This window comes from Streptococcus mitis (genome assembly GCF_003943905.1).
Classification (GTDB): Bacteria; Bacillota; Bacilli; order Lactobacillales; family Streptococcaceae; genus Streptococcus; species Streptococcus mitis_BC.
The window spans coordinates 74732-92289 of record NZ_RJNS01000006.1 but is presented as its reverse complement, the minus strand read 5'-3'; the positions used below and the strand labels follow the sequence as shown (position 1 = coordinate 92289).

The following is a 17558-nucleotide window of genomic DNA, read 5'->3' as shown; positions in this document are numbered from 1 at the left end:
AATCTATAATTCCATACATAGACGAAAGGTTCAGCTTGTTGGCAATTCTATGTAGAAAACAAGAAAGTAGTACTTAGTTGCTTGCAGTTTAGTACGAGTTCGATGTGAACAAAAATCTAAAAATATCTTTCATTTACGAAGCCAGGTCATATAAGACTTGGCTTTCATCAGAAAAAGGAGAACATCTATGACCATTCAAAATAAAACTATGTTGATTACTTACTCAGATAGTCTTGGAAATAATCTTAAAGACTTATATGAGAATTTGGAAGAACATTTTGGCGATGCTATTGGGGGAGTTCACCTTCTACCATTTTTCCCATCAACAGGTGATCGTGGATTTGCGCCAGTTGACTATGATGAAGTGGATTCAGCTTTTGGTGATTGGGAGGACGTTAAGCGTTTAGGTGAGAAATATTATCTTATGTTTGACTTTATGATTAATCATATTTCTCGTCAATCTAAGTATTATAGGGACTATCAAGAAAAACATGAAGCCAGTGAATTTAAAGATCTCTTTTTAAACTGGGATAAGTTTTGGCCAGAGAACCGTCCGACACAGTCTGACGTAGATTTAATCTACAAGCGTAAGGATCGTGCACCAAAGCAAGAGATTGTATTTGCAGATGGTTCAGTAGAACATTTGTGGAATACCTTTGGTGAGGAGCAGATTGATCTTGATGTGACCAAAGAAGTAACGATGAGATTCATCCGTAAGACCATTCAACATCTAGCAAGTAACGGGTGTGATTTGATTCGTCTAGATGCCTTTGCTTATGCAGTGAAGAAATTGGATACCAATGATTTCTTTGTGGAACCAGATATTTGGAATTTATTGGACAAAGTTCGAGATATCGCTGCTGAGTATGGGGCAGAGCTTTTACCTGAGATTCATGAACACTATTCGATTCAGTTTAAAATAGCGGATCATAATTACTATGTTTACGATTTTGCCCTTCCAATGGTGACTCTTTATACTCTTTACAGTTCCAGAACAGAGCGTTTGGCCAAGTGGTTGAAGATGAGCTCGATGAAGCAATTTACGACACTAGATACTCATGATGGGATTGGAGTGGTGGATGTCAAAGATATCCTGACTGATGAGGAAATTGACTATGCTTCAAATGAACTCTATAAGGTTGGAGCGAATGTCAAACGCAAGTACTCTAGTGCAGAGTATAACAATCTAGATATCTACCAAATCAATTCAACCTATTATTCAGCACTTGGAGATGATGATGTCAAGTACTTCCTTGCTCGTTTGATTCAAGTTTTTGCTCCAGGCATTCCTCAGGTTTACTATGTGGGTCTATTAGCAGGAAAAAATGACTTGAAATTTTTAGAAGAAACCAAAGAAGGTCGAAATATTAATCGTCATTACTATAGCAACGAGGAAATAGCAGAAGAAGTTCAACGTCCTGTGGTGAAGTCTCTTCTCAATCTATTTTCTTTCCGTAATCAATCAGAGGCCTTTGACCTAGAAGGGACTATTGAGATAGAAACACCAACAGCTCACAGCATTGTAATCAAACGTCAAAATAAAGACAAGTCCGTAACAGCAGTAGCAGAAATTGATTTGCAAAGTCAGACCTATCAAGTATTGGAAAACGGCAGAAAAATTCAGTTCTAGTGCTATATTAATGAAAGAGTTTTTTTGTGGCGAAAACGTGTTCATTGTTCCCAAATGACAGAAAAAATGGTAGAATATAAAGATAGTTTAGCATTTATCTTCTGGAGAAATCCAGAACAGAAAGGATCCGTTTTGAAATCAATTGGATTACTGGATAAGATAAGAGGGCTTTCGAAAAAAGATTTCTTTTTGTATCTGATGATCATGAGTATCTTTTTACCTTTTTATTTGTTCTTATCACTCTTTGCTTTATATTTGATAGGTTTACTTGTTACTGGGGAGATGAAGGGAATTATCAAAGGATTAGCCAAACATCCTGTACTTCTCTTTTTTATTGCCTACAGTAGTGTCATTTCCATCGTCGCCAAGAACTGGCTTGGTCTAGCAGCATCTTTCCTGATGCTCCTATTTCTTATTTTCTTTAGTTTTTACCAGAAGCGTCTGACGCATGCTTTCTTTCGACTGATACTCCAGACGGTTTTGTTTGGTAGTGTTGTCTCTGCCGCTTTTGCTACTTTGGAGCATTTCCAAATTGTAAAGAAATTTAACTATGCCTTTCTTTCACCAAATATGCAAGTATGGCACCAAAACCGTGCAGAGGTCACCTTCTTTAATCCTAACTACTATGGGATCATTTGTTGCTTCTGTATCATGATTGCCTTTTATCTCTTTACAACGACGAAGCTAAGATGGTTGAAAGTCTTTTGTGTGCTAGCAGGTTTTGTAAATCTTTTTGGTTTAAATTTCACGCAAAATAGAACAGCCTTTCCTGCTATTATCGCTGGAGCCATCATTTATCTCTTTACGACCATTAAAAACTGGAAGGCCTTTTGGCTTAGTATTGGGGTCTTTGCGATTGGCTTGAGTTTCCTTTTTTCTAGTGATTTGGGAGTTCGGATGGGAACTTTAGATTCTTCTATGGAAGAACGCATTTCTATCTGGGATGCTGGGATGGCCTTGTTTAAGCAAAATCCTTTTTGGGGGGAGGGGCCATTGACCTATATGCACTCTTATCCTCGGATAAATGCTCCTTATCATGAACATGCTCACAGCCTTTATATTGATACGATTCTGAGTTACGGAATTGTGGGAACCATTTTATTAGCTTTGTCTTCTGTTGCTCCTGTTCGTTTGATGATGGATATGAGTCAGGAGTCGGGGAAACGTCCAATTATCGGTCTTTATCTATCTTTCCTTACAGTGGTTGCTGTGCATGGAATCTTTGACTTGGCCCTTTTCTGGATTCAGTCAGGTTTCATTTTCTTGTTAGTTATGTGCAGTATTCCATTGGAGCGTCGAACTTTGGTATCAGACATGACGGATTAAGTTTATAAGATTGAAATCTTCTACCTTGAGTAGGAGATTTTTTACTGAGAAAAATTAGTTCTAAGTCGAAATAGTTGACAATTGGAATAATAAGTATTATAATATTTTTTATTCGTATCGATATAGAAATAAATTGGAGGTTTCATGAAATATTGTCATTTGGTAGCCCATCATATTCGTTTGTTGAATGGGCGGATTTTTCAAAAGTTACTGAGACAAGACCCTGACTCTCTTTATCGGAGTGAGCAGGGAAAGATTTTAGCGGTTTTATGGAATAGTAAGACGGGCTGTGCAACTGCGACAGATATTGCGCTTGCGACTGGGCTTGCTAATAATACGTTGACAACCATGATAAAGAAGCTTGAGGAGCAAAACCTGGTCATCATTAGCCCATGTGGAATAGATAAGAGAAAGAAATATGTCAAGTTGACAGAGCAAGGTTTGTCCCAGAAAGAAGTTGGCCGTCGTGTTAGTCAAAAATTGGATGCAATTTTTTATAAAGGATTCACTGAGGAAGAAGTTCGTCAATTTGAAGTTTTTCAAGAAAGAATTTTGGCTAATCTGAAAGAGAAAGTAAATGAGGCATAAATCATGTCAAAACAAGTTGAAAATGCACAAAATCTATACATTCATGCCATTCAAGACGGACGAGTTGCTGAGGCTCAAGCTCAGTCTGTAGGAGATACCTACATTCAACACTCGACAGGTGTGCCAGATGGGAAAGAAGGGTTTGCGGCTTTCTTTGCAAATTTCTTTGAGCGCTATCCCGAGCGTGAGATGAAGATTGTTCGCACCATTGAAGACGGCAATCTGGTCTTTGTCCATGTTCACCAATATCTCAATGGCGGAGAAGCGCAATGGGTGACGACGGATACTTTCCGTGCGGATGAGAATGGTCGTATCGTAGAACATTGGGATGTTATTGACTACTATCGAACACCTGAAAACGGCCAATTAGATCAGATTTTTGGTGATTTTGAAATCACAGTTTTGGATAAGACAGCAGAAAATAAAAAGTTGGTTCGCCGTTTCTTGACAGAAATTTTCCAAAATGGGGAACTGGAGCAGTGGAGTGACTTTGTGGTAGAAGATTTGATTCAGCATAATCATGAGATTGGACAAGGAAGTCAGGCCTATAAAAATTATGTGGCTGAACATGGTGTTACTTTCGACTTTGTTTTCCAGCTTTTGGGACAAGGAAACTATGTGGTTAGCTATGGGCAGACTCAGATTGATGGAGTTGCCTATGCCCAGTATGATATCTTCCGTCTAGAAAATGGGAAAATTGTGGAGCATTGGGATAATAAGGAAGTTATGCCTAAGGTAGAAGACTTGACTAATCGAGGGAAGTTTTAAATTGAGGACAAAGAATGATTGAATATAAAAATGTAGCGCTACGCTATACAGAAAAAGATGTTTTGAGAGATGTTAATTTACGAATCGAGAATGGAGAGTTCATGGTTTTAGTTGGGCCTTCTGGGTCTGGTAAGACGACCATGATTAAGATGATTAACCGTCTTTTGGAACCAACTGATGGAAATATATACATGGATGGTAAGCGCATCAAGGACTATGATGAGCGTGAACTTCGTCTTTCTACTGGTTATGTTTTACAGGCCATTGCTCTTTTTCCCAATCTAACGGTTGCGGAAAATATTGCCCTCATTCCGGAGATGAAGGGGTGGAGTAAGGAAGAAATAGCGACGAAAACAGAAGAGCTTTTGGCTAAGGTTGGTTTACCAGTAGCTGACTATGGGAATCGACTTCCTAGTGAATTATCTGGTGGAGAACAGCAACGGGTTGGTATTGTTCGTGCCATGATTGGTCAGCCTAAGATTCTCCTCATGGATGAGCCTTTTTCAGCCTTGGATGCTATTTCGAGAAAACAGCTACAGGTTCTGACGAAAGAATTGCATAAAGAATTTGGGATGACAACGATTTTTGTGACCCATGATACGGATGAAGCTTTGAAATTAGGTGACCGTATTGCTGTCTTGCAGGATGGAGAGATTCGTCAGGTGGCGAATCCTGAGACGATATTAAAGGCTCCTGCAACAGACTTTGTAGCAGACTTGTTTGGAGGTAGTGTTCATGACTAATTTGATATCAACTTTTCAGGATCGTTTTGGTGATTGGGTAACAGCTCTATCTCAACATTTGCAGTTGTCGCTTTTGACCTTATTACTAGCTGTTTTTATTGCGATTCCCTTGGCTGTTTATCTTCGCTATCATGAGAAGTTGGCGGACTGGGTCTTGCAGATTGCAGGGATTTTCCAGACTATCCCGTCTCTGGCCTTGTTAGGACTCTTTATCCCCTTGATGGGAATTGGAACCTTGCCTGCTTTGACAGCACTAGTGATTTATGCGATTTTCCCGATTTTACAAAATACTATTACTGGACTGAAGGGAATTGATCCAAGTCTACAAGAGGCTGGGATTGCTTTTGGGATGACCAGGTGGGAGCGTCTCAAGAAGTTTGAAATTCCACTTGCCATGCCCGTCATTATGTCTGGAATTCGGACAGCGGCTGTCTTGATTATCGGTACGGCGACCTTGGCAGCCTTGATTGGGGCAGGGGGGCTGGGTTCCTTCATCCTTTTGGGAATTGACCGTAATAATACCAGTCTGATTTTGATTGGCGCCCTTTCTTCTGCAGTGCTTGCCATTGCCTTTAACTTCCTACTAAAAGTGATGGAAAAAGCAAAATTGAGAACGATTTTCTCTGGTTTTGCCTTGGTGACCATATTGCTGGGTCTGTCTTATAGTCCAGCATTACTAGCTCAAAAAGAGAAAGAAAACTTGGTGATTGCTGGGAAATTGGGACCAGAACCCGAAATTTTGGCTAATATGTATAAATTGTTGATTGAAGAAAATACCAGTATGACTGCGACTGTTAAGCCGAATTTTGGGAAAACAAGCTTCCTCTATGAAGCTCTGAAAAAAGGGGATATTGATATCTATCCTGAATTTACTGGTACAGTGACTGAAAGTTTGCTTCAGCCATCACCCAAGGTAGGTCATGAGCCGGATCAGGTTTATCAGGTGGCGCGTGATGGTATTGCCAAACAGGATCATCTAGCCTATCTCAAACCTATGTCTTATCAAAATACCTACGCTGTAGCTGTTCCGAAAAAAATTGCTCAAGAATATGGCTTGAAGACCATTTCGGACTTGAAAAAAGTGGAAGGACAGTTGAAGGCAGGCTTTACTCTCGAATTTAATGACCGTGAAGATGGAAATAAGGGCTTGCAATCAATGTATGGTCTCAATCTCAACGTAGCGACCATGGAGCCTGCTCTTCGCTATCAGGCAATTCAGTCAGGCGATATTCAAATCACGGATGCCTATTCGACAGATGCAGAGTTGGCACGTTATGATTTACAGGTCTTGGAAGATGACAAGCAACTCTTCCCACCTTATCAAGGAGCGCCACTCATGAAAGAAGCTCTTCTCAAGAAACATCCTGAGTTGGAGACAGTTCTCAATAAATTGGCTGGTAAAATTACGGAAAGTCAGATGAGCCAGCTCAACTACCAAGTTGGTGTCGAAGGCAAGTCAGCAGAACAAGTAGCCAAGGAGTTTTTACAAGAACAAGGTTTGTTGAAGAAATAAATGGAGAGGAAAGTCAGGAGGAGCCACTTTCTTCAGTAAACAAAATCCCATCTCGTCTAAAGTTCGAGATGGGATTTTTAGTGTTAGAGTAAGATAAACAAGAGAGCAATCAAAGCTGCTAGTGTGCCCCTTATAATGTGGTGCGATATATGTTGACTTTCTTGCTGTCGCCCATTCCAGTAAGCACCGTAGCAGATGATGCTAGAGCCCACTATCCATAAGATGATCGTTGCTAGTGGAACGAAGAAAAAGATAGCAAGAGCTAGTGAAGTGAGACAACTGCCGACCAAGATGCACGTGTTTCCCAGACTGTAGTTCTTTTCTTTCATGGCTGCGAAAGCTGCCGCGAGATGAAGGAGGGAGAAAATAAGAGCCAATACAATCGTTAGAATTCCTAGGATAATAGAATTTAACATAGTTGATTCCTTTCTTCGTGATAGGATTAAATTTCGAGTGATTTTGTAGAAGTCATCTCAATCACATCTAAGTAAAATTTCACTACTTGGTCTTCAGTATAAGATTTTCCTTTTTTTAGCCACCAGGTCAGTGTTTCGATAAAGTTTGTTACTACAAAATGTTTGAGGTAGGAAGCCGGAATGTTTGGATAGGACTCTTGCAAATCATCCGCCACCATGGGATAGACGTGGTGTTCGAGCTCCTTGTGTAGTTGGCGGAGGAAGTAGTCGTTTTTGGAAAAAAGAAGACTGGTGACATGGTCTTGATTTTTTTGAAAATGCAAAAAAATATGTGCGAGGTAGTCCTCGGTAGTAAAGTGTCCTTCCCTTTCAAAGAGATGATGAAAGAGGTAGCGACAGAGTTCATCTAAAAGCAGTTCCTTGCTTTCATAGTGACAGTAAAAAGTAGAACGCCCAACATCTGCCAAGTCAATGATATCTTGGACAGTAGTAGCATCATAGCCCTTGTCGTTCAAAACTTGTAGAAAAGCTTGATAGATGGCTCTTTTAGTCTTACTGACTCGACGGTCTCTTTTTGGCATATAGACACTTGAGACAAACTGTTCAGAACTGAACATGGCTGACAGTTTGCTTCTATCCTTTCTTTGGATTTTATTAGATAATACAAATGAAAGAAGTATATATATCTATTATACCAAAGGAGGGAGAGAAATGAGTTCTAAAACATCTATCTGGCTAGCTTTTTTCTTGAATCTATCATTTTCTATTGTCGAATTTATTTTTGGGGGTATCTTCAATTCAAGTGCGGTATTAGCGGATGCGGTTCATGATTTGGGCGATGCCCTTGCCATAGGCTTATCAGCTTGCTTGGAAACTATTTCCAATCGTCAGGAAGACAAACGTTATACACTTGGTTATAAACGCTTCAGTCTGCTAGGCGCCATGCTGACTGCCTTGATCCTTTTGACAGGATCTTTCATGGTGCTCTTGGAGAATATTCCTCGTCTCCTATCCCCTCAGCCTGTCAACTACCAAGGGATGCTGTGGTTGGGAGTTATTGCGATTCTTATCAATCTCTTGGCTAGTCTAATCGTTCGTAAGAGTCAGACCAAGAACGAAGCTATCCTGACCTTGCATTTTTTAGAAGATATTCTGGGTTGGCTAGCGGTTATTCTGGTTGCTGGTGTTTTGTATGTGACTGACTGGTACTTTCTCGATCCACTCTTGTCTCTTTTGATTTCTAGTTTTATCCTTTGGAAAGCCATTCCTCGTTTTTGGTCAATACTCAAGATTTTCTTAGATGCTGTGCCTGAAGGGATCGAGACCGCCGAGCTAGAGAAAGAGTTAGCAGCGCTAGCTAATGTTAAAAGTGTTAATCAACTCAGTATTTGGTCCATGGATGGTTTGGAAAATGACGCCATTGTCCATGTTTGCCTAGAAGAGATTGAACATATGGAGTATTGTAAAGAATCCATTCGTAATTTACTCAAAGATTATGATTTTCAAAATGTTACCATTGAAGTTGATGCAAACCTAGCAAGTCACCAAACCCATAAGCGAAAAATTGAGGAGTTGGAAGTAGGTCAAAGTCATGGACATTATCATTCATAAGAAGTCGATTTTCTATTTGTTGATTATTTTTGATGAATTGTAAATGTAGCATATTTACTCCATTATGAAATTGTGATAGACTACATATATCACTGAAAGGAGATAGACGATGTTACAGCTACAACACATTTCAAAAGTCTATCATACGGGCAATCAAGAGTTCCACGCGCTAAAGGATATCTCGATTCGCTTCCGTGAGAATGAGTTTGTCTCCATTCTTGGGCAATCGGGTTCTGGGAAAACCACCCTATTAAATATCATCGGGGGACTCGACCAATACACATCTGGTGATTTACTCATCCAAGGAAAATCAACAAAGCAATTTAAAGACCGCGATTGGGATAGCTACAGAAACCACACCATCGGTTTCATCTTTCAGTCTTATAATCTCATCGGGCACCAAACTGCACTCTCTAACGTAGAAATTGCAATGACTCTTTCGGGTGTTTCAAAAGCAGAACGTAAGAAACGTGCTATCGAAGTGCTCGAACGCGTAGGCCTAAAAGACCATTTATATAAGAAACCAAGTCAAATGTCTGGGGGACAAATGCAACGAATCGCGATTGCGCGTGCTCTTGTTAATGATCCAAAAGTCATTTTAGCCGACGAACCGACAGGAGCGCTCGATTCTGAGACTTCTGTTCAAATCATGGATTTATTAAAAGACATTGCCAAGGAACGTTTGGTTATCATGGTGACGCATAACCCAGAGCTGGCGCAGAAGTACTCCACACGTATCGTACAAGTATTAGATGGAAACATCTTGAGCGACTCAAACCCATGCGAACCAACAGAGGAGACAAAGCAAGTCGACATCCAGTTCACGAAGACGAAGATGAGCTTTATAACCGCCCTTGTACTTTCCTTTAATAACCTATTGACAAAGAAAGGTCGTACCTTACTAACAGCTTTTGCGGGTTCCATCGGGATTATCGGGATTGCTCTTATCTTAGCCCTTTCCAATGGTGTGAGTGACTACGTTAAAAAGGTGCAGGAAGATACCCTCGTCTCTCTCCCACTGACGATTAGCGAGCAGAACCAGAGCAACTTGTTGGCGACCTCTCCAGATTTGAGCGAGAAGCCTTACAAGGATAATCATGAGCTCGGTATCAATACGGTTTTAACGAATTTATTGAAAAAACAAATCGGAAAGAACGACCTAGCTTCCTTCAAGACTTACTTGGAGGAACACGCTTCGAAGGTCGAATCTCTCACAAAAGACATTCGTTACCGATACAATTTACAACCGTTTATCTATGCAAGTGATACTTCCAACGGACCCAAAAGTATTCTGCCTTCAACCTTAGCTGATGAAGTAGAAACAGCGAACCAAACGATGAAGGGATACTTACAAAACCTCAACTACTGGAGTGAACTTTCTAGTGATTCTTCAATGCTAGAAAGCAAGTACGACGTGTTGGAAGGACGCTTCCCACAAGATAAGTCCGAGATCGTCCTTATCGTAGATGAAAACAATCAAATTAGCGATTTGTTGCTCTATAGTTTGCGTATCAAAGATCTCAGTGAATTGAACGATACGAAGAAGCTTGACGAACTCTCTTCTCAAACGTATCAATATAGTGATTTTATCGGAAAAACTTTCAAAGCAGTTGTCAATACAAAGCGTTTTGTGAAAGAAAATAACTTATGGCTCAATAAGATTGATAATGCTTCTTATATGAAAACTCAAATCGAGAATGGGCTCCAACTTAAAATTGTGGGTGTCCTTCGCCAAAAAGACGGCACAAGTTCAGGCGTGAATACTCCTTCAGGAGGAATCGCCTACACAAGCGCCCTTATTGATTACACTTCCGAATACATTCAAAATAGTGATATCGTTAAGGAACAGGAAGCAAATCAAAATCTAAATGTATTTACGGGTAAAGACTTTGCCAAAGATCCTAAACCATTCAGTTCGGAGAATTTAACCGAAGAAGAAAAAATTCAGTTGGCTAAAATGACACCTGAAGAACAGGCGCAGTATGTCCAACAATATAACGACAATTCGGCTTCAACTTACGAGGAAAACCTCGCAAAAATGGGCGTCATCAACAAATCCAAACCAGCTGCCATTGAGCTCTACACCTCTTCGTTCCAACAAAAACAAGACTTAAAAGAGTTCATAAACACCTATAACACAGCGAAAAAAGAAGCTGGAGAAGACGATAAAGTACTCGCTTATTCAGATGATATCCAATCTATCATGTCTTCAATTACGACATTGGTTGGCGTAGTGACAACAGTACTCGTTGGCTTTGTGGCCATCTCACTCATTGTATCTTCTATAATGATTTCGATTATCACGTACATTTCAGTTCTCGAACGTACAAAAGAAATCGGAATCCTACGTGCAATGGGGGCTTCGAAGAAAGATATTCGTCGTATCTTCACTGCTGAAACAGCCATTGAAGGATTGATCTCTGGGGTGCTCGGTATCACGATTACCTTTCTTGCGACATTCCCAATCAATGCGATTGTTGCGAAAATGACAAATGTGGGAAATGTAGCGCAATTACCAATAGAAGTAGCTCTAATCCTTATCGGTATTTCGATTGTCCTTACCATGTTAGCCGGTCTAATCCCTTCACGCATCGCTGCTAAGAAAGACCCAGTCGAATCGCTTCGTAGCGAATAACAACTAAACCACAAAAAGGTGGATAAAGGAATATTTCTTTATTCACTTTTTCTATTGGCTGGAAACTATTAAAAACGTAATCGAAAAATCTCTCCTTATAAAACTTAAATCTCAAGAAGAAAAGACTATATTGGACTAAACTAGTACCTTATCGCCGTTAATAATGATTGATACGAGCGAAAGCTTGACAAAAAGTGTATAATGAAAGTAAGAAACCAATAGAAAAGGAGTGGTTCTATGAAGAAAACAGTTTATACAAAAGCTGGTCAGGTTGGTCTTATTGAAGTGGAGCATCCGCAAATCATTGAGGCAGATGATGCCATTATTCGGATCGTTCGGACCTGTGTTTGTGGCTCTGATCTGTGGAGCTATCGCAATCCAGATATTGAAACGGGCCATCAGAATAGCGGGCACGAAGCGATTGGTATCGTTGAGGCAATTGGTGATGCAGTGACGACTGTTAAACCTGGCGATTTTGTTATTGCACCTTTCACCCATGGCTGTGGGGAGTGTGATGCCTGTAGCGCTGGCTATGATGGGACTTGTGACCGCCATATTGGCACCAATTGGTCTAATGGGGTGCAAGCGGAGTACATTCGCTTCGAATATGCCAACTGGGCTCTTGTCAAAATTCCTGGTCAGCCCTCTGATTATACAGAAGGCATGCTCAAATCCCTCTTGACACTGGCTGATGTCATGCCGACCGGCTATCAGGCTGCGCGTGTTGCTAATGTTCAAAAAGGGGATAAGGTTGTCGTTATCGGTGACGGGGCTGTTGGGCAATGTGCTGTTATCGCAGCTAAAATGCGTGGTGCATCACAAATTGTTCTCATGAGTCGTCACGAAGACCGTCAACAAATGGCTTTGGAGTCAGGAGCGACAGCTGTTGTGGCTGAACGTGGCGAAGAAGGAATTGCCAAGGTTCGAGAAATTCTTGGTGGAGGAGCAGATGCCGCTCTTGAGTGTGTCGGTACTGAGGCAGCGGTTGATCAGGCTCTTGGTGTCCTTCACAATGGTGGTCGTTTGGGCTTTGTTGGAGTTCCTCACTATAGCAATCGAGCTCTTGGTTCAACTTTTGCTCAAAATATTACGGTAGCAGGCGGAGCAGCCTCTGTAACGACTTATAACAAACAGTTCTTACTGAAGGCAGTCCTTGATGGCGATATCAACCCAGGCCGTGTCTTTACTTCAAGTTATAAATTAGAAGAGATTGACCAAGCCTATAAAGATATGGATGAACGTAAGACGATTAAGGCTATGATTGTGATGGAATAAAAAAGAAAATCCTAATGGAGATTTGAGAATTTCTATTAGGATTTTTTGCGTTGGTATATTTGTTGAGTTATGGCAGCGTACTCTCTCTCAAAGTCAGTCTGGTGCCCAGCATGGTTAGGCTAGGGATCTTGCGACCATGGAGAACTTCCTTATTAAGAATATCCATACCGACTCGGCCCATCTCCTCAGTATAGACTGTGATACTAGATAGGGGAGGATAGACCTGCTTGGTCAGGCTAGTATCGTTAAAAGAAATGAGACTAACACGGTCTGGCAAGCTAATTCCAGCTTCTTGAAGGGCACGGAGGGCACCGATGGCTAAACTATCGCTGGCTGCGAAAAATGCTGGAGGGAGCTGATCCCCCAACTTGTGAATAGACTCCTTCATCAAGTCATATCCAGACTGGGCAGTAAAACTACCTTGAAAGACCAGTTTATCATTGTAGATACCTTTTGATAGAGAGTAGTTTTTAAAATGTTCTAGACGTTTATCCTGGATGATTTCTTCTTGGTCGGTTGTTTCTTCAAGGCCGGTGAGAATCCCGATACGATCAAGCCCTTGGCTGAGGAAATGGTCTACAACTTGTTTCACAGCAGTGTAAAAGTCAGTGATAATACAGGTATGTCCAAATGAAAGAGTATCGCTGTCTAAAAAGACCAGGGGTTTTTGGTATTCTTCAAAGGCAGAGATCTGAGCACGGCTAAATTTTCCGATGCAGAGAATGCCAATCACTTCCTCGCTCAGTGTAAAAGGATGGTCATTAAAATAGCGCAAGATGTCATAGTCCAACTCTTGGGCTCTTTTTTCAATACCGAGACGAATCTGATAGTAGTAGAGGTCGTCCAACTCCCCTTGTTCGCTGACCCATTGGATAATGGCAATCTTTTGCTTGGGTTTGTGGGATTCGCCTGTCTTGAGGTGCTTGGTGTAGCCCAGCTCTTCAGCGACGGTTAAAATGCGGTGTCGGGTTTCTTCTGTGACAGATAGGCTCTGGTCGCGATTGAGGACACGAGATACGGTCGCGATAGAGACAGAGGCTAGCTGTGCAATGTCTTTTAAGGTAGCCATAAATCCTCCTTCTTTTAGGTTAGTATATCATATTTTTCTGCTTTTTACTGATAGTTTAGTAAAAGTTTAGTAAAAAGGATTGACCTTGGCAAATCCCTTAGATACAATAGAAGAAAACGATTACACGTTAAGGTGACTTAACGGACAGTCAAAGGAGAATTCATATGACACAACATCTTACTGCTGAAGCCCTTCGCAAAGACTTTCTTGCCGTTTTTGGTCAAGAAGCAGACCAAACTTTCTTTTCACCAGGTCGTATCAATCTGATTGGTGAACACACAGACTACAACGGTGGGCACGTTTTTCCAGCTGCTATTTCTTTGGGGACATACGGTGCAGCGCGCAAGCGTGACGACCAAGTCTTGCGTTTCTACTCAGCCAACTTTGAGGATAAGGGTATCATCGAAGTGCCTCTTGCTGACCTCAAATTTGAAAAAGATCACAGCTGGACCAACTATCCAAAAGGGGTTCTTCATTTCTTGCAAGAAGCTGGGCACGTGATTGACAAAGGGTTTGATTTTTATGTTTATGGGAATATCCCAAATGGTGCAGGCTTGTCCTCTTCAGCATCTTTGGAACTCTTGACAGGGGTCGTTGCAGAGCATCTCTTTGATTTAAAACTAGACCGTCTGGATTTGGTAAAAATCGGAAAACAAACAGAAAACAACTTTATCGGAGTCAACTCTGGTATCATGGACCAGTTTGCTATCGGTATGGGTGCTGACCAACGTGCCATTTACCTGGATACCAACACCTTGGAGTACGACTTGGTGCCACTTGATTTGAAGGACAATGTTGTTGTTATCATGAACACCAATAAACGTCGTGAATTGGCGGACTCTAAGTACAATGAACGCCGTGCTGAGTGTGAAAAAGCAGTGGAAGAATTGCAAGTTGCCTTGGATATTCAGACCTTGGGTGAGTTGGACGAGTGGGCCTTTGACCAATACAGCTACCTGATTAAAGACGAAAATCGTTTAAAACGTGCTCGTCATGCTGTGCTTGAAAACCAACGTACTCTTAAAGCTCAAACAGCTCTTCAAGCAGGTGATTTGGAAACATTTGGTCGCTTGATGAATGCATCTCACGTTTCTCTTGAGCATGATTATGAAGTAACTGGATTGGAATTGGATACTCTTGTTCACATAGCTTGGTCACAAGAAGGTGTTCTCGGTGCTCGTATGACAGGGGCAGGTTTTGGTGGCTGTGCCATTGCCTTGGTGCGAAAAGATGCTGTTGAGGCCTTTAAGGAAGCTGTAGGCAAGCACTACGAGGAAGTAGTCGAATATGCTCCAAGCTTCTATATCGCTGAAGTTGCAGGTGGCACTCGCGTTCTAGACTAGGAGAGAAGTATATGGAAGCTGTAATATTTGATTTAGATGGCTTATTAGCTGATACTGAGATCATTTCTCTAAAAGTTTATCAAGAATTGCTTGAGGATTTTGGAATTTCTTTCACAGAAGAAACATATTCTAGAGAATACAGTGGACATAGGGAAGAGGAGAATGTTCAACGATTTTTAGATACCTATGATTTACCTTGGAACTTTGACCAAACCTTGGAAAAAGTTTATGAACTGGAAGCTCGAATATTGGTCAAAGGTGTAAATTTAAAAAAAGGTGCTAAAAATTTGCTTGCTTTTTTGCAAAGAGAAGGTATTCCAATCGCTCTAGCAACTTCAAGTGTTGAATCTAGAGCTAGAATGATTTTGGATAGCAATGGTATACTGTCCTTATTTGACCATCTAGTTTTTGCAAAAGATGTAAAGCGAAGCAAACCTTACCCTGATATATTTTTAAAGGCCTGTAGTGATTTGAATGTTTTACCAGAGAATTGCTTAGTATTAGAGGATAGTGAAGCAGGGATTGAAGCAGCGTATAGAGCTGGGATACCAGTTATTTGTATTCCAGACTTGAAAATGCCAGCACAGTCTTTCTTAAATAAAACAGAACAAGTTTTTCAGGATTTAGATGCTGTCAGAGACTATTTAGAAAGTAAGAAGGAGAATCAATGAGTCAGGGAATTCTAGATGCATTTATCACGGAAGTCATTGCTGAAAGTTCATTTGCGGAAATGGATCGAATCTACCTAAGCAATCGTGTTTTGGCTCGAGTGGGAGATGGTGTTTTGGAAGTTGAGACGAATCTGGAGGATTTGATTGACCTCAAGGACCAGCTGGTCGAGGAGGCGGTTCGATTAGAGACGATTGAGGACAGTCAGACTGCGCGTGAAATCCTCGGTTCTGAACTGATGGACTTGGTAACTCCTTGTCCAAGTCAGGTTAATCGTGACTTTTGGACAACCTATGCTCACTCTCCTGAGCAGGCGATAGGGGATTTTTACCAGCTCAGCCAGAAAAATGACTACATCAAGCTCAAGGCTATTTCTAAGAATATCGCTTATCGCGTTCCATCTGACTATGGAGAACTTGAGATTACCATCAATCTCTCTAAACCTGAAAAGGATCCAAAAGAGATTGCGGCGGCTAAGTTGGTTCAAGCTAGCAATTACCCACAGTGTCAACTCTGTCTAGAGAATGAAGGCTACCATGGTCGGGTTAACCATCCAGCTCGTAGTAACCACCGAATTATCCGTTTTGAAATGACCGGTCAGGAGTGGGGTTTCCAGTATTCGCCCTATGCTTATTTTAATGAGCACTGTATTTTCTTAGACGGCCAGCACAGTCCCATGGCCATTAGTCGTCAGAGTTTTGAGCGCCTGCTGGCGATTGTAGAGCAGTTTCCAGGCTATTTTGCGGGCTCTAATGCCGACCTGCCGATTGTGGGGGGGTCTATTCTAACTCATGACCACTATCAGGGAGGCCGCCACGTGTTTCCTATGGAATTGGCTCCTCTGCAAAAGACTTTCTGTTTTGATGGATTTGAGCAGGTCAAGGCTGGGATTGTCAAGTGGCCTATGTCAGTGCTACGTTTGACTTCGGATTCCAAAGAGGATTTGATCAACTTGGCTGATAAGATTTTGCAGGAATGGCGGCAATATTCAGACCCTGCAGTGCAGATTGTAGCAGAGACAGATGGGATACCGCATCACACCATCACACCCATTGCTCGTAAACGCGATGGACAGTTTGAGTTGGACTTGGTCTTGCGAGACAATCAGACATCGCCAGAGCATCCTGATGGCATCTATCATCCCCACAAGGATGTCCAACATATCAAGAAGGAAAATATCGGCTTGATTGAGGTCATGGGCTTGGCTATCCTGCCACCACGTCTGAAAGCGGAAGTGGAGCAAGTTGCCAGCTACCTCGTGGGAGATGGTGATATAGTTGCCTATTATCATCAGGAATGGGCAGACCAGCTCAGAGCTCAACATCCAGACCTAAAAGATAAAGAAAAAGCCCTTGAAATTGTCAAGGAATCTGTAGGTGCTATCTTTACACGTGTTTTGGAGGACGCGGGGGTTTACAAGCAGACGGAACAAGGACAGGCAGCTTTTATGCGTTTTGTAGAACAGGTCGGAATTTTACCAGACTAGGAGCTTTCTCCTTGCACAGTCCTATAAAAAGTAGTATCATAGTGTCGTTTGAACTATCAGGAGGAAACGATGAAAGATTTTCATTTTGACGCTATATCTGCTTTTGAAAATTACGAAATAGAAAAAATGAGAGACGGTCATGTTGTGGTGACGACAAAAGTAGTGGACTCGTCGCTCAATTACTATGGCAATGCCCATGGAGGCTATCTCTTCACCCTTTGTGACCAGATTAGTGGTCTAGTGGTTATCTCGCTGGGGCTTGATGGAGTGACGCTTCATTCCTCTATCAACTACCTCAAGGCTGGAAAACTCGACGACGTGTTGACCATTAAAGGAGAATGTGTCCACCAAGGTCGCACAACCTGTGTCGTGGATGTGGATATCACCAATCAAGAAGGCAGAAATGTCTGCAAAGCCACCTTTACCATGTTTGTCACAGGCCAGCGGTCAGCAGAAAGACAGGTAGGGATATAAAGTACTGAGAGT

The 17558-nt window shown here is 41.5% G+C and carries 16 protein-coding genes; 13 read left to right on the top strand and 3 right to left on the bottom strand.

Annotation, left to right across the window (positions count from 1 at the left end; all coding sequences use genetic code 11):
* The first annotated feature begins 187 nt into the window (after nucleotides 1-187).
* The 6 genes from gtfA to D8854_RS09195 all read left to right on the top strand — a co-directional run bounded on the left by gtfA (nucleotide 188) and on the right by D8854_RS09195 (nucleotide 6568).
* A complete protein-coding gene (gtfA, locus tag D8854_RS09220) occupies nucleotides 188-1630 on the top strand; it encodes a sucrose phosphorylase (protein WP_125450588.1) in 1443 nt (480 codons plus the stop codon).
* Between the two features lie 132 nt (nucleotides 1631-1762).
* Nucleotides 1763-2956 carry an O-antigen ligase family protein gene (locus D8854_RS09215; protein ID WP_038805734.1) on the top strand — a complete coding sequence of 398 codons (1194 nt, stop codon included), beginning with the start codon at nucleotides 1763-1765 and terminating at the stop codon, nucleotides 2954-2956.
* A 144-nt stretch (nucleotides 2957-3100) separates the two neighbouring features.
* Nucleotides 3101-3544, top strand: a complete 444-nt coding sequence (locus D8854_RS09210; protein WP_125399089.1) for a MarR family winged helix-turn-helix transcriptional regulator — start codon at nucleotides 3101-3103, stop codon at nucleotides 3542-3544.
* 3 nt (nucleotides 3545-3547) lie between these two features.
* Complete coding sequence (locus tag D8854_RS09205; protein ID WP_125399088.1) at nucleotides 3548-4312, top strand: ester cyclase; 765 nt, start codon at nucleotides 3548-3550, stop codon at nucleotides 4310-4312.
* A 14-nt stretch (nucleotides 4313-4326) separates the two neighbouring features.
* Nucleotides 4327-5055 (top strand): ABC transporter ATP-binding protein, encoded by a 729-nt coding sequence (locus D8854_RS09200; RefSeq protein WP_125399087.1) that lies wholly within the window; start codon nucleotides 4327-4329, stop codon nucleotides 5053-5055.
* Nucleotides 5048-6568 carry an ABC transporter permease/substrate-binding protein gene (locus tag D8854_RS09195; protein WP_125399086.1) on the top strand — a complete coding sequence of 507 codons (1521 nt, stop codon included), beginning with the start codon at nucleotides 5048-5050 and terminating at the stop codon, nucleotides 6566-6568. Before D8854_RS09200 ends, D8854_RS09195 begins: the two co-directional genes overlap by 8 nt.
* 83 nt (nucleotides 6569-6651) lie before the next feature.
* Here the strand turns inward: D8854_RS09195 and D8854_RS09190 are convergent, their stop codons facing one another.
* Both D8854_RS09190 and D8854_RS09185 read right to left on the bottom strand, forming a co-directional pair.
* The gene (locus D8854_RS09190; RefSeq protein ID WP_125399085.1) at nucleotides 6652-6984 is read right to left on the bottom strand and encodes a glucuronide permease; all 333 of its coding nucleotides are present in this window, start codon (nucleotides 6982-6984) and stop codon (nucleotides 6652-6654) included.
* A gap of 26 nt (nucleotides 6985-7010) precedes the next feature.
* On the bottom strand, nucleotides 7011-7565 hold the full coding sequence (locus tag D8854_RS09185; protein ID WP_084947193.1) for a TetR/AcrR family transcriptional regulator: 555 nt from the start codon (nucleotides 7563-7565) through the stop codon (nucleotides 7011-7013).
* 130 nt (nucleotides 7566-7695) lie between these two features.
* Here D8854_RS09185 and D8854_RS09180 point away from each other — a divergent pair, with 130 nt between their 5' ends.
* The 3 genes from D8854_RS09180 (at nucleotide 7696) to D8854_RS09170 (ending at nucleotide 12505) form a co-directional block, all read left to right on the top strand.
* The gene (locus D8854_RS09180) at nucleotides 7696-8595 is read left to right on the top strand and encodes a cation diffusion facilitator family transporter (RefSeq protein WP_125450587.1); all 900 of its coding nucleotides are present in this window, start codon (nucleotides 7696-7698) and stop codon (nucleotides 8593-8595) included.
* A 109-nt stretch (nucleotides 8596-8704) separates the two neighbouring features.
* Entirely contained in the window at nucleotides 8705-11230 is a 2526-nt protein-coding gene (locus D8854_RS09175) for an ATP-binding cassette domain-containing protein (RefSeq protein WP_125450586.1), read from the top strand.
* Nucleotides 11231-11467: 237 nt separating this feature from the next.
* Nucleotides 11468-12505, top strand: a complete 1038-nt coding sequence (locus D8854_RS09170; RefSeq protein WP_125450585.1) for a zinc-binding dehydrogenase — start codon at nucleotides 11468-11470, stop codon at nucleotides 12503-12505.
* Nucleotides 12506-12572: 67 nt separating this feature from the next.
* Here the strand turns inward: D8854_RS09170 and galR are convergent, their stop codons facing one another.
* A complete protein-coding gene (galR, locus tag D8854_RS09165) occupies nucleotides 12573-13574 on the bottom strand; it encodes a DNA-binding transcriptional regulator GalR (protein ID WP_084947150.1) in 1002 nt (333 codons plus the stop codon).
* Between the two features lie 164 nt (nucleotides 13575-13738).
* On the opposite strand from galR, the gene D8854_RS09160 reads away from it, so the two are divergent.
* From D8854_RS09160 to D8854_RS09145, 4 genes are all read left to right on the top strand, one after another.
* On the top strand, nucleotides 13739-14917 hold the full coding sequence (locus tag D8854_RS09160) for a galactokinase (RefSeq protein WP_125450584.1): 1179 nt from the start codon (nucleotides 13739-13741) through the stop codon (nucleotides 14915-14917).
* 11 nt (nucleotides 14918-14928) lie between these two features.
* Nucleotides 14929-15588, top strand: coding sequence for an HAD family hydrolase (locus tag D8854_RS09155; protein WP_125450583.1), 660 nt, complete (start codon nucleotides 14929-14931; stop codon nucleotides 15586-15588).
* Complete coding sequence (locus D8854_RS09150) at nucleotides 15585-17072, top strand: UDP-glucose--hexose-1-phosphate uridylyltransferase (RefSeq protein WP_125450582.1); 1488 nt, start codon at nucleotides 15585-15587, stop codon at nucleotides 17070-17072. Before D8854_RS09155 ends, D8854_RS09150 begins: the two co-directional genes overlap by 4 nt.
* A gap of 69 nt (nucleotides 17073-17141) precedes the next feature.
* A complete protein-coding gene (locus D8854_RS09145; protein ID WP_125450581.1) occupies nucleotides 17142-17546 on the top strand; it encodes a PaaI family thioesterase in 405 nt (134 codons plus the stop codon).
* Nucleotides 17547-17558 lie beyond the last annotated feature (12 nt).

What these genes read in the sequence shown, in the direction of transcription:
- D8854_RS09145 (WP_125450581.1), top strand. Translation starts at nt 17,142, where the DNA reads ATGAAAGATTTTCATTTTGACGCTATATCTGCTTTTGAAAATTACGAA.
- D8854_RS09160 (WP_125450584.1), top strand. Translation starts at nt 13,739, where the DNA reads ATGACACAACATCTTACTGCTGAAGCCCTTCGCAAAGACTTTCTTGCC.
- galR (WP_084947150.1), bottom strand. Translation starts at nt 13,574, where the DNA reads ATGGCTACCTTAAAAGACATTGCACAGCTAGCCTCTGTCTCTATCGCG.
- D8854_RS09195 (WP_125399086.1), top strand. Translation starts at nt 5,048, where the DNA reads ATGACTAATTTGATATCAACTTTTCAGGATCGTTTTGGTGATTGGGTA.
- D8854_RS09155 (WP_125450583.1), top strand. Translation starts at nt 14,929, where the DNA reads ATGGAAGCTGTAATATTTGATTTAGATGGCTTATTAGCTGATACTGAG.
- D8854_RS09200 (WP_125399087.1), top strand. Translation starts at nt 4,327, where the DNA reads ATGATTGAATATAAAAATGTAGCGCTACGCTATACAGAAAAAGATGTT.
- D8854_RS09210 (WP_125399089.1), top strand. Translation starts at nt 3,101, where the DNA reads ATGAAATATTGTCATTTGGTAGCCCATCATATTCGTTTGTTGAATGGG.
- D8854_RS09190 (WP_125399085.1), bottom strand. Translation starts at nt 6,984, where the DNA reads ATGTTAAATTCTATTATCCTAGGAATTCTAACGATTGTATTGGCTCTT.
- D8854_RS09185 (WP_084947193.1), bottom strand. Translation starts at nt 7,565, where the DNA reads ATGCCAAAAAGAGACCGTCGAGTCAGTAAGACTAAAAGAGCCATCTAT.
- D8854_RS09205 (WP_125399088.1), top strand. Translation starts at nt 3,548, where the DNA reads ATGTCAAAACAAGTTGAAAATGCACAAAATCTATACATTCATGCCATT.
- D8854_RS09175 (WP_125450586.1), top strand. Translation starts at nt 8,705, where the DNA reads ATGTTACAGCTACAACACATTTCAAAAGTCTATCATACGGGCAATCAA.
- D8854_RS09170 (WP_125450585.1), top strand. Translation starts at nt 11,468, where the DNA reads ATGAAGAAAACAGTTTATACAAAAGCTGGTCAGGTTGGTCTTATTGAA.
- D8854_RS09180 (WP_125450587.1), top strand. Translation starts at nt 7,696, where the DNA reads ATGAGTTCTAAAACATCTATCTGGCTAGCTTTTTTCTTGAATCTATCA.
- D8854_RS09150 (WP_125450582.1), top strand. Translation starts at nt 15,585, where the DNA reads ATGAGTCAGGGAATTCTAGATGCATTTATCACGGAAGTCATTGCTGAA.
- gtfA (WP_125450588.1), top strand. Translation starts at nt 188, where the DNA reads ATGACCATTCAAAATAAAACTATGTTGATTACTTACTCAGATAGTCTT.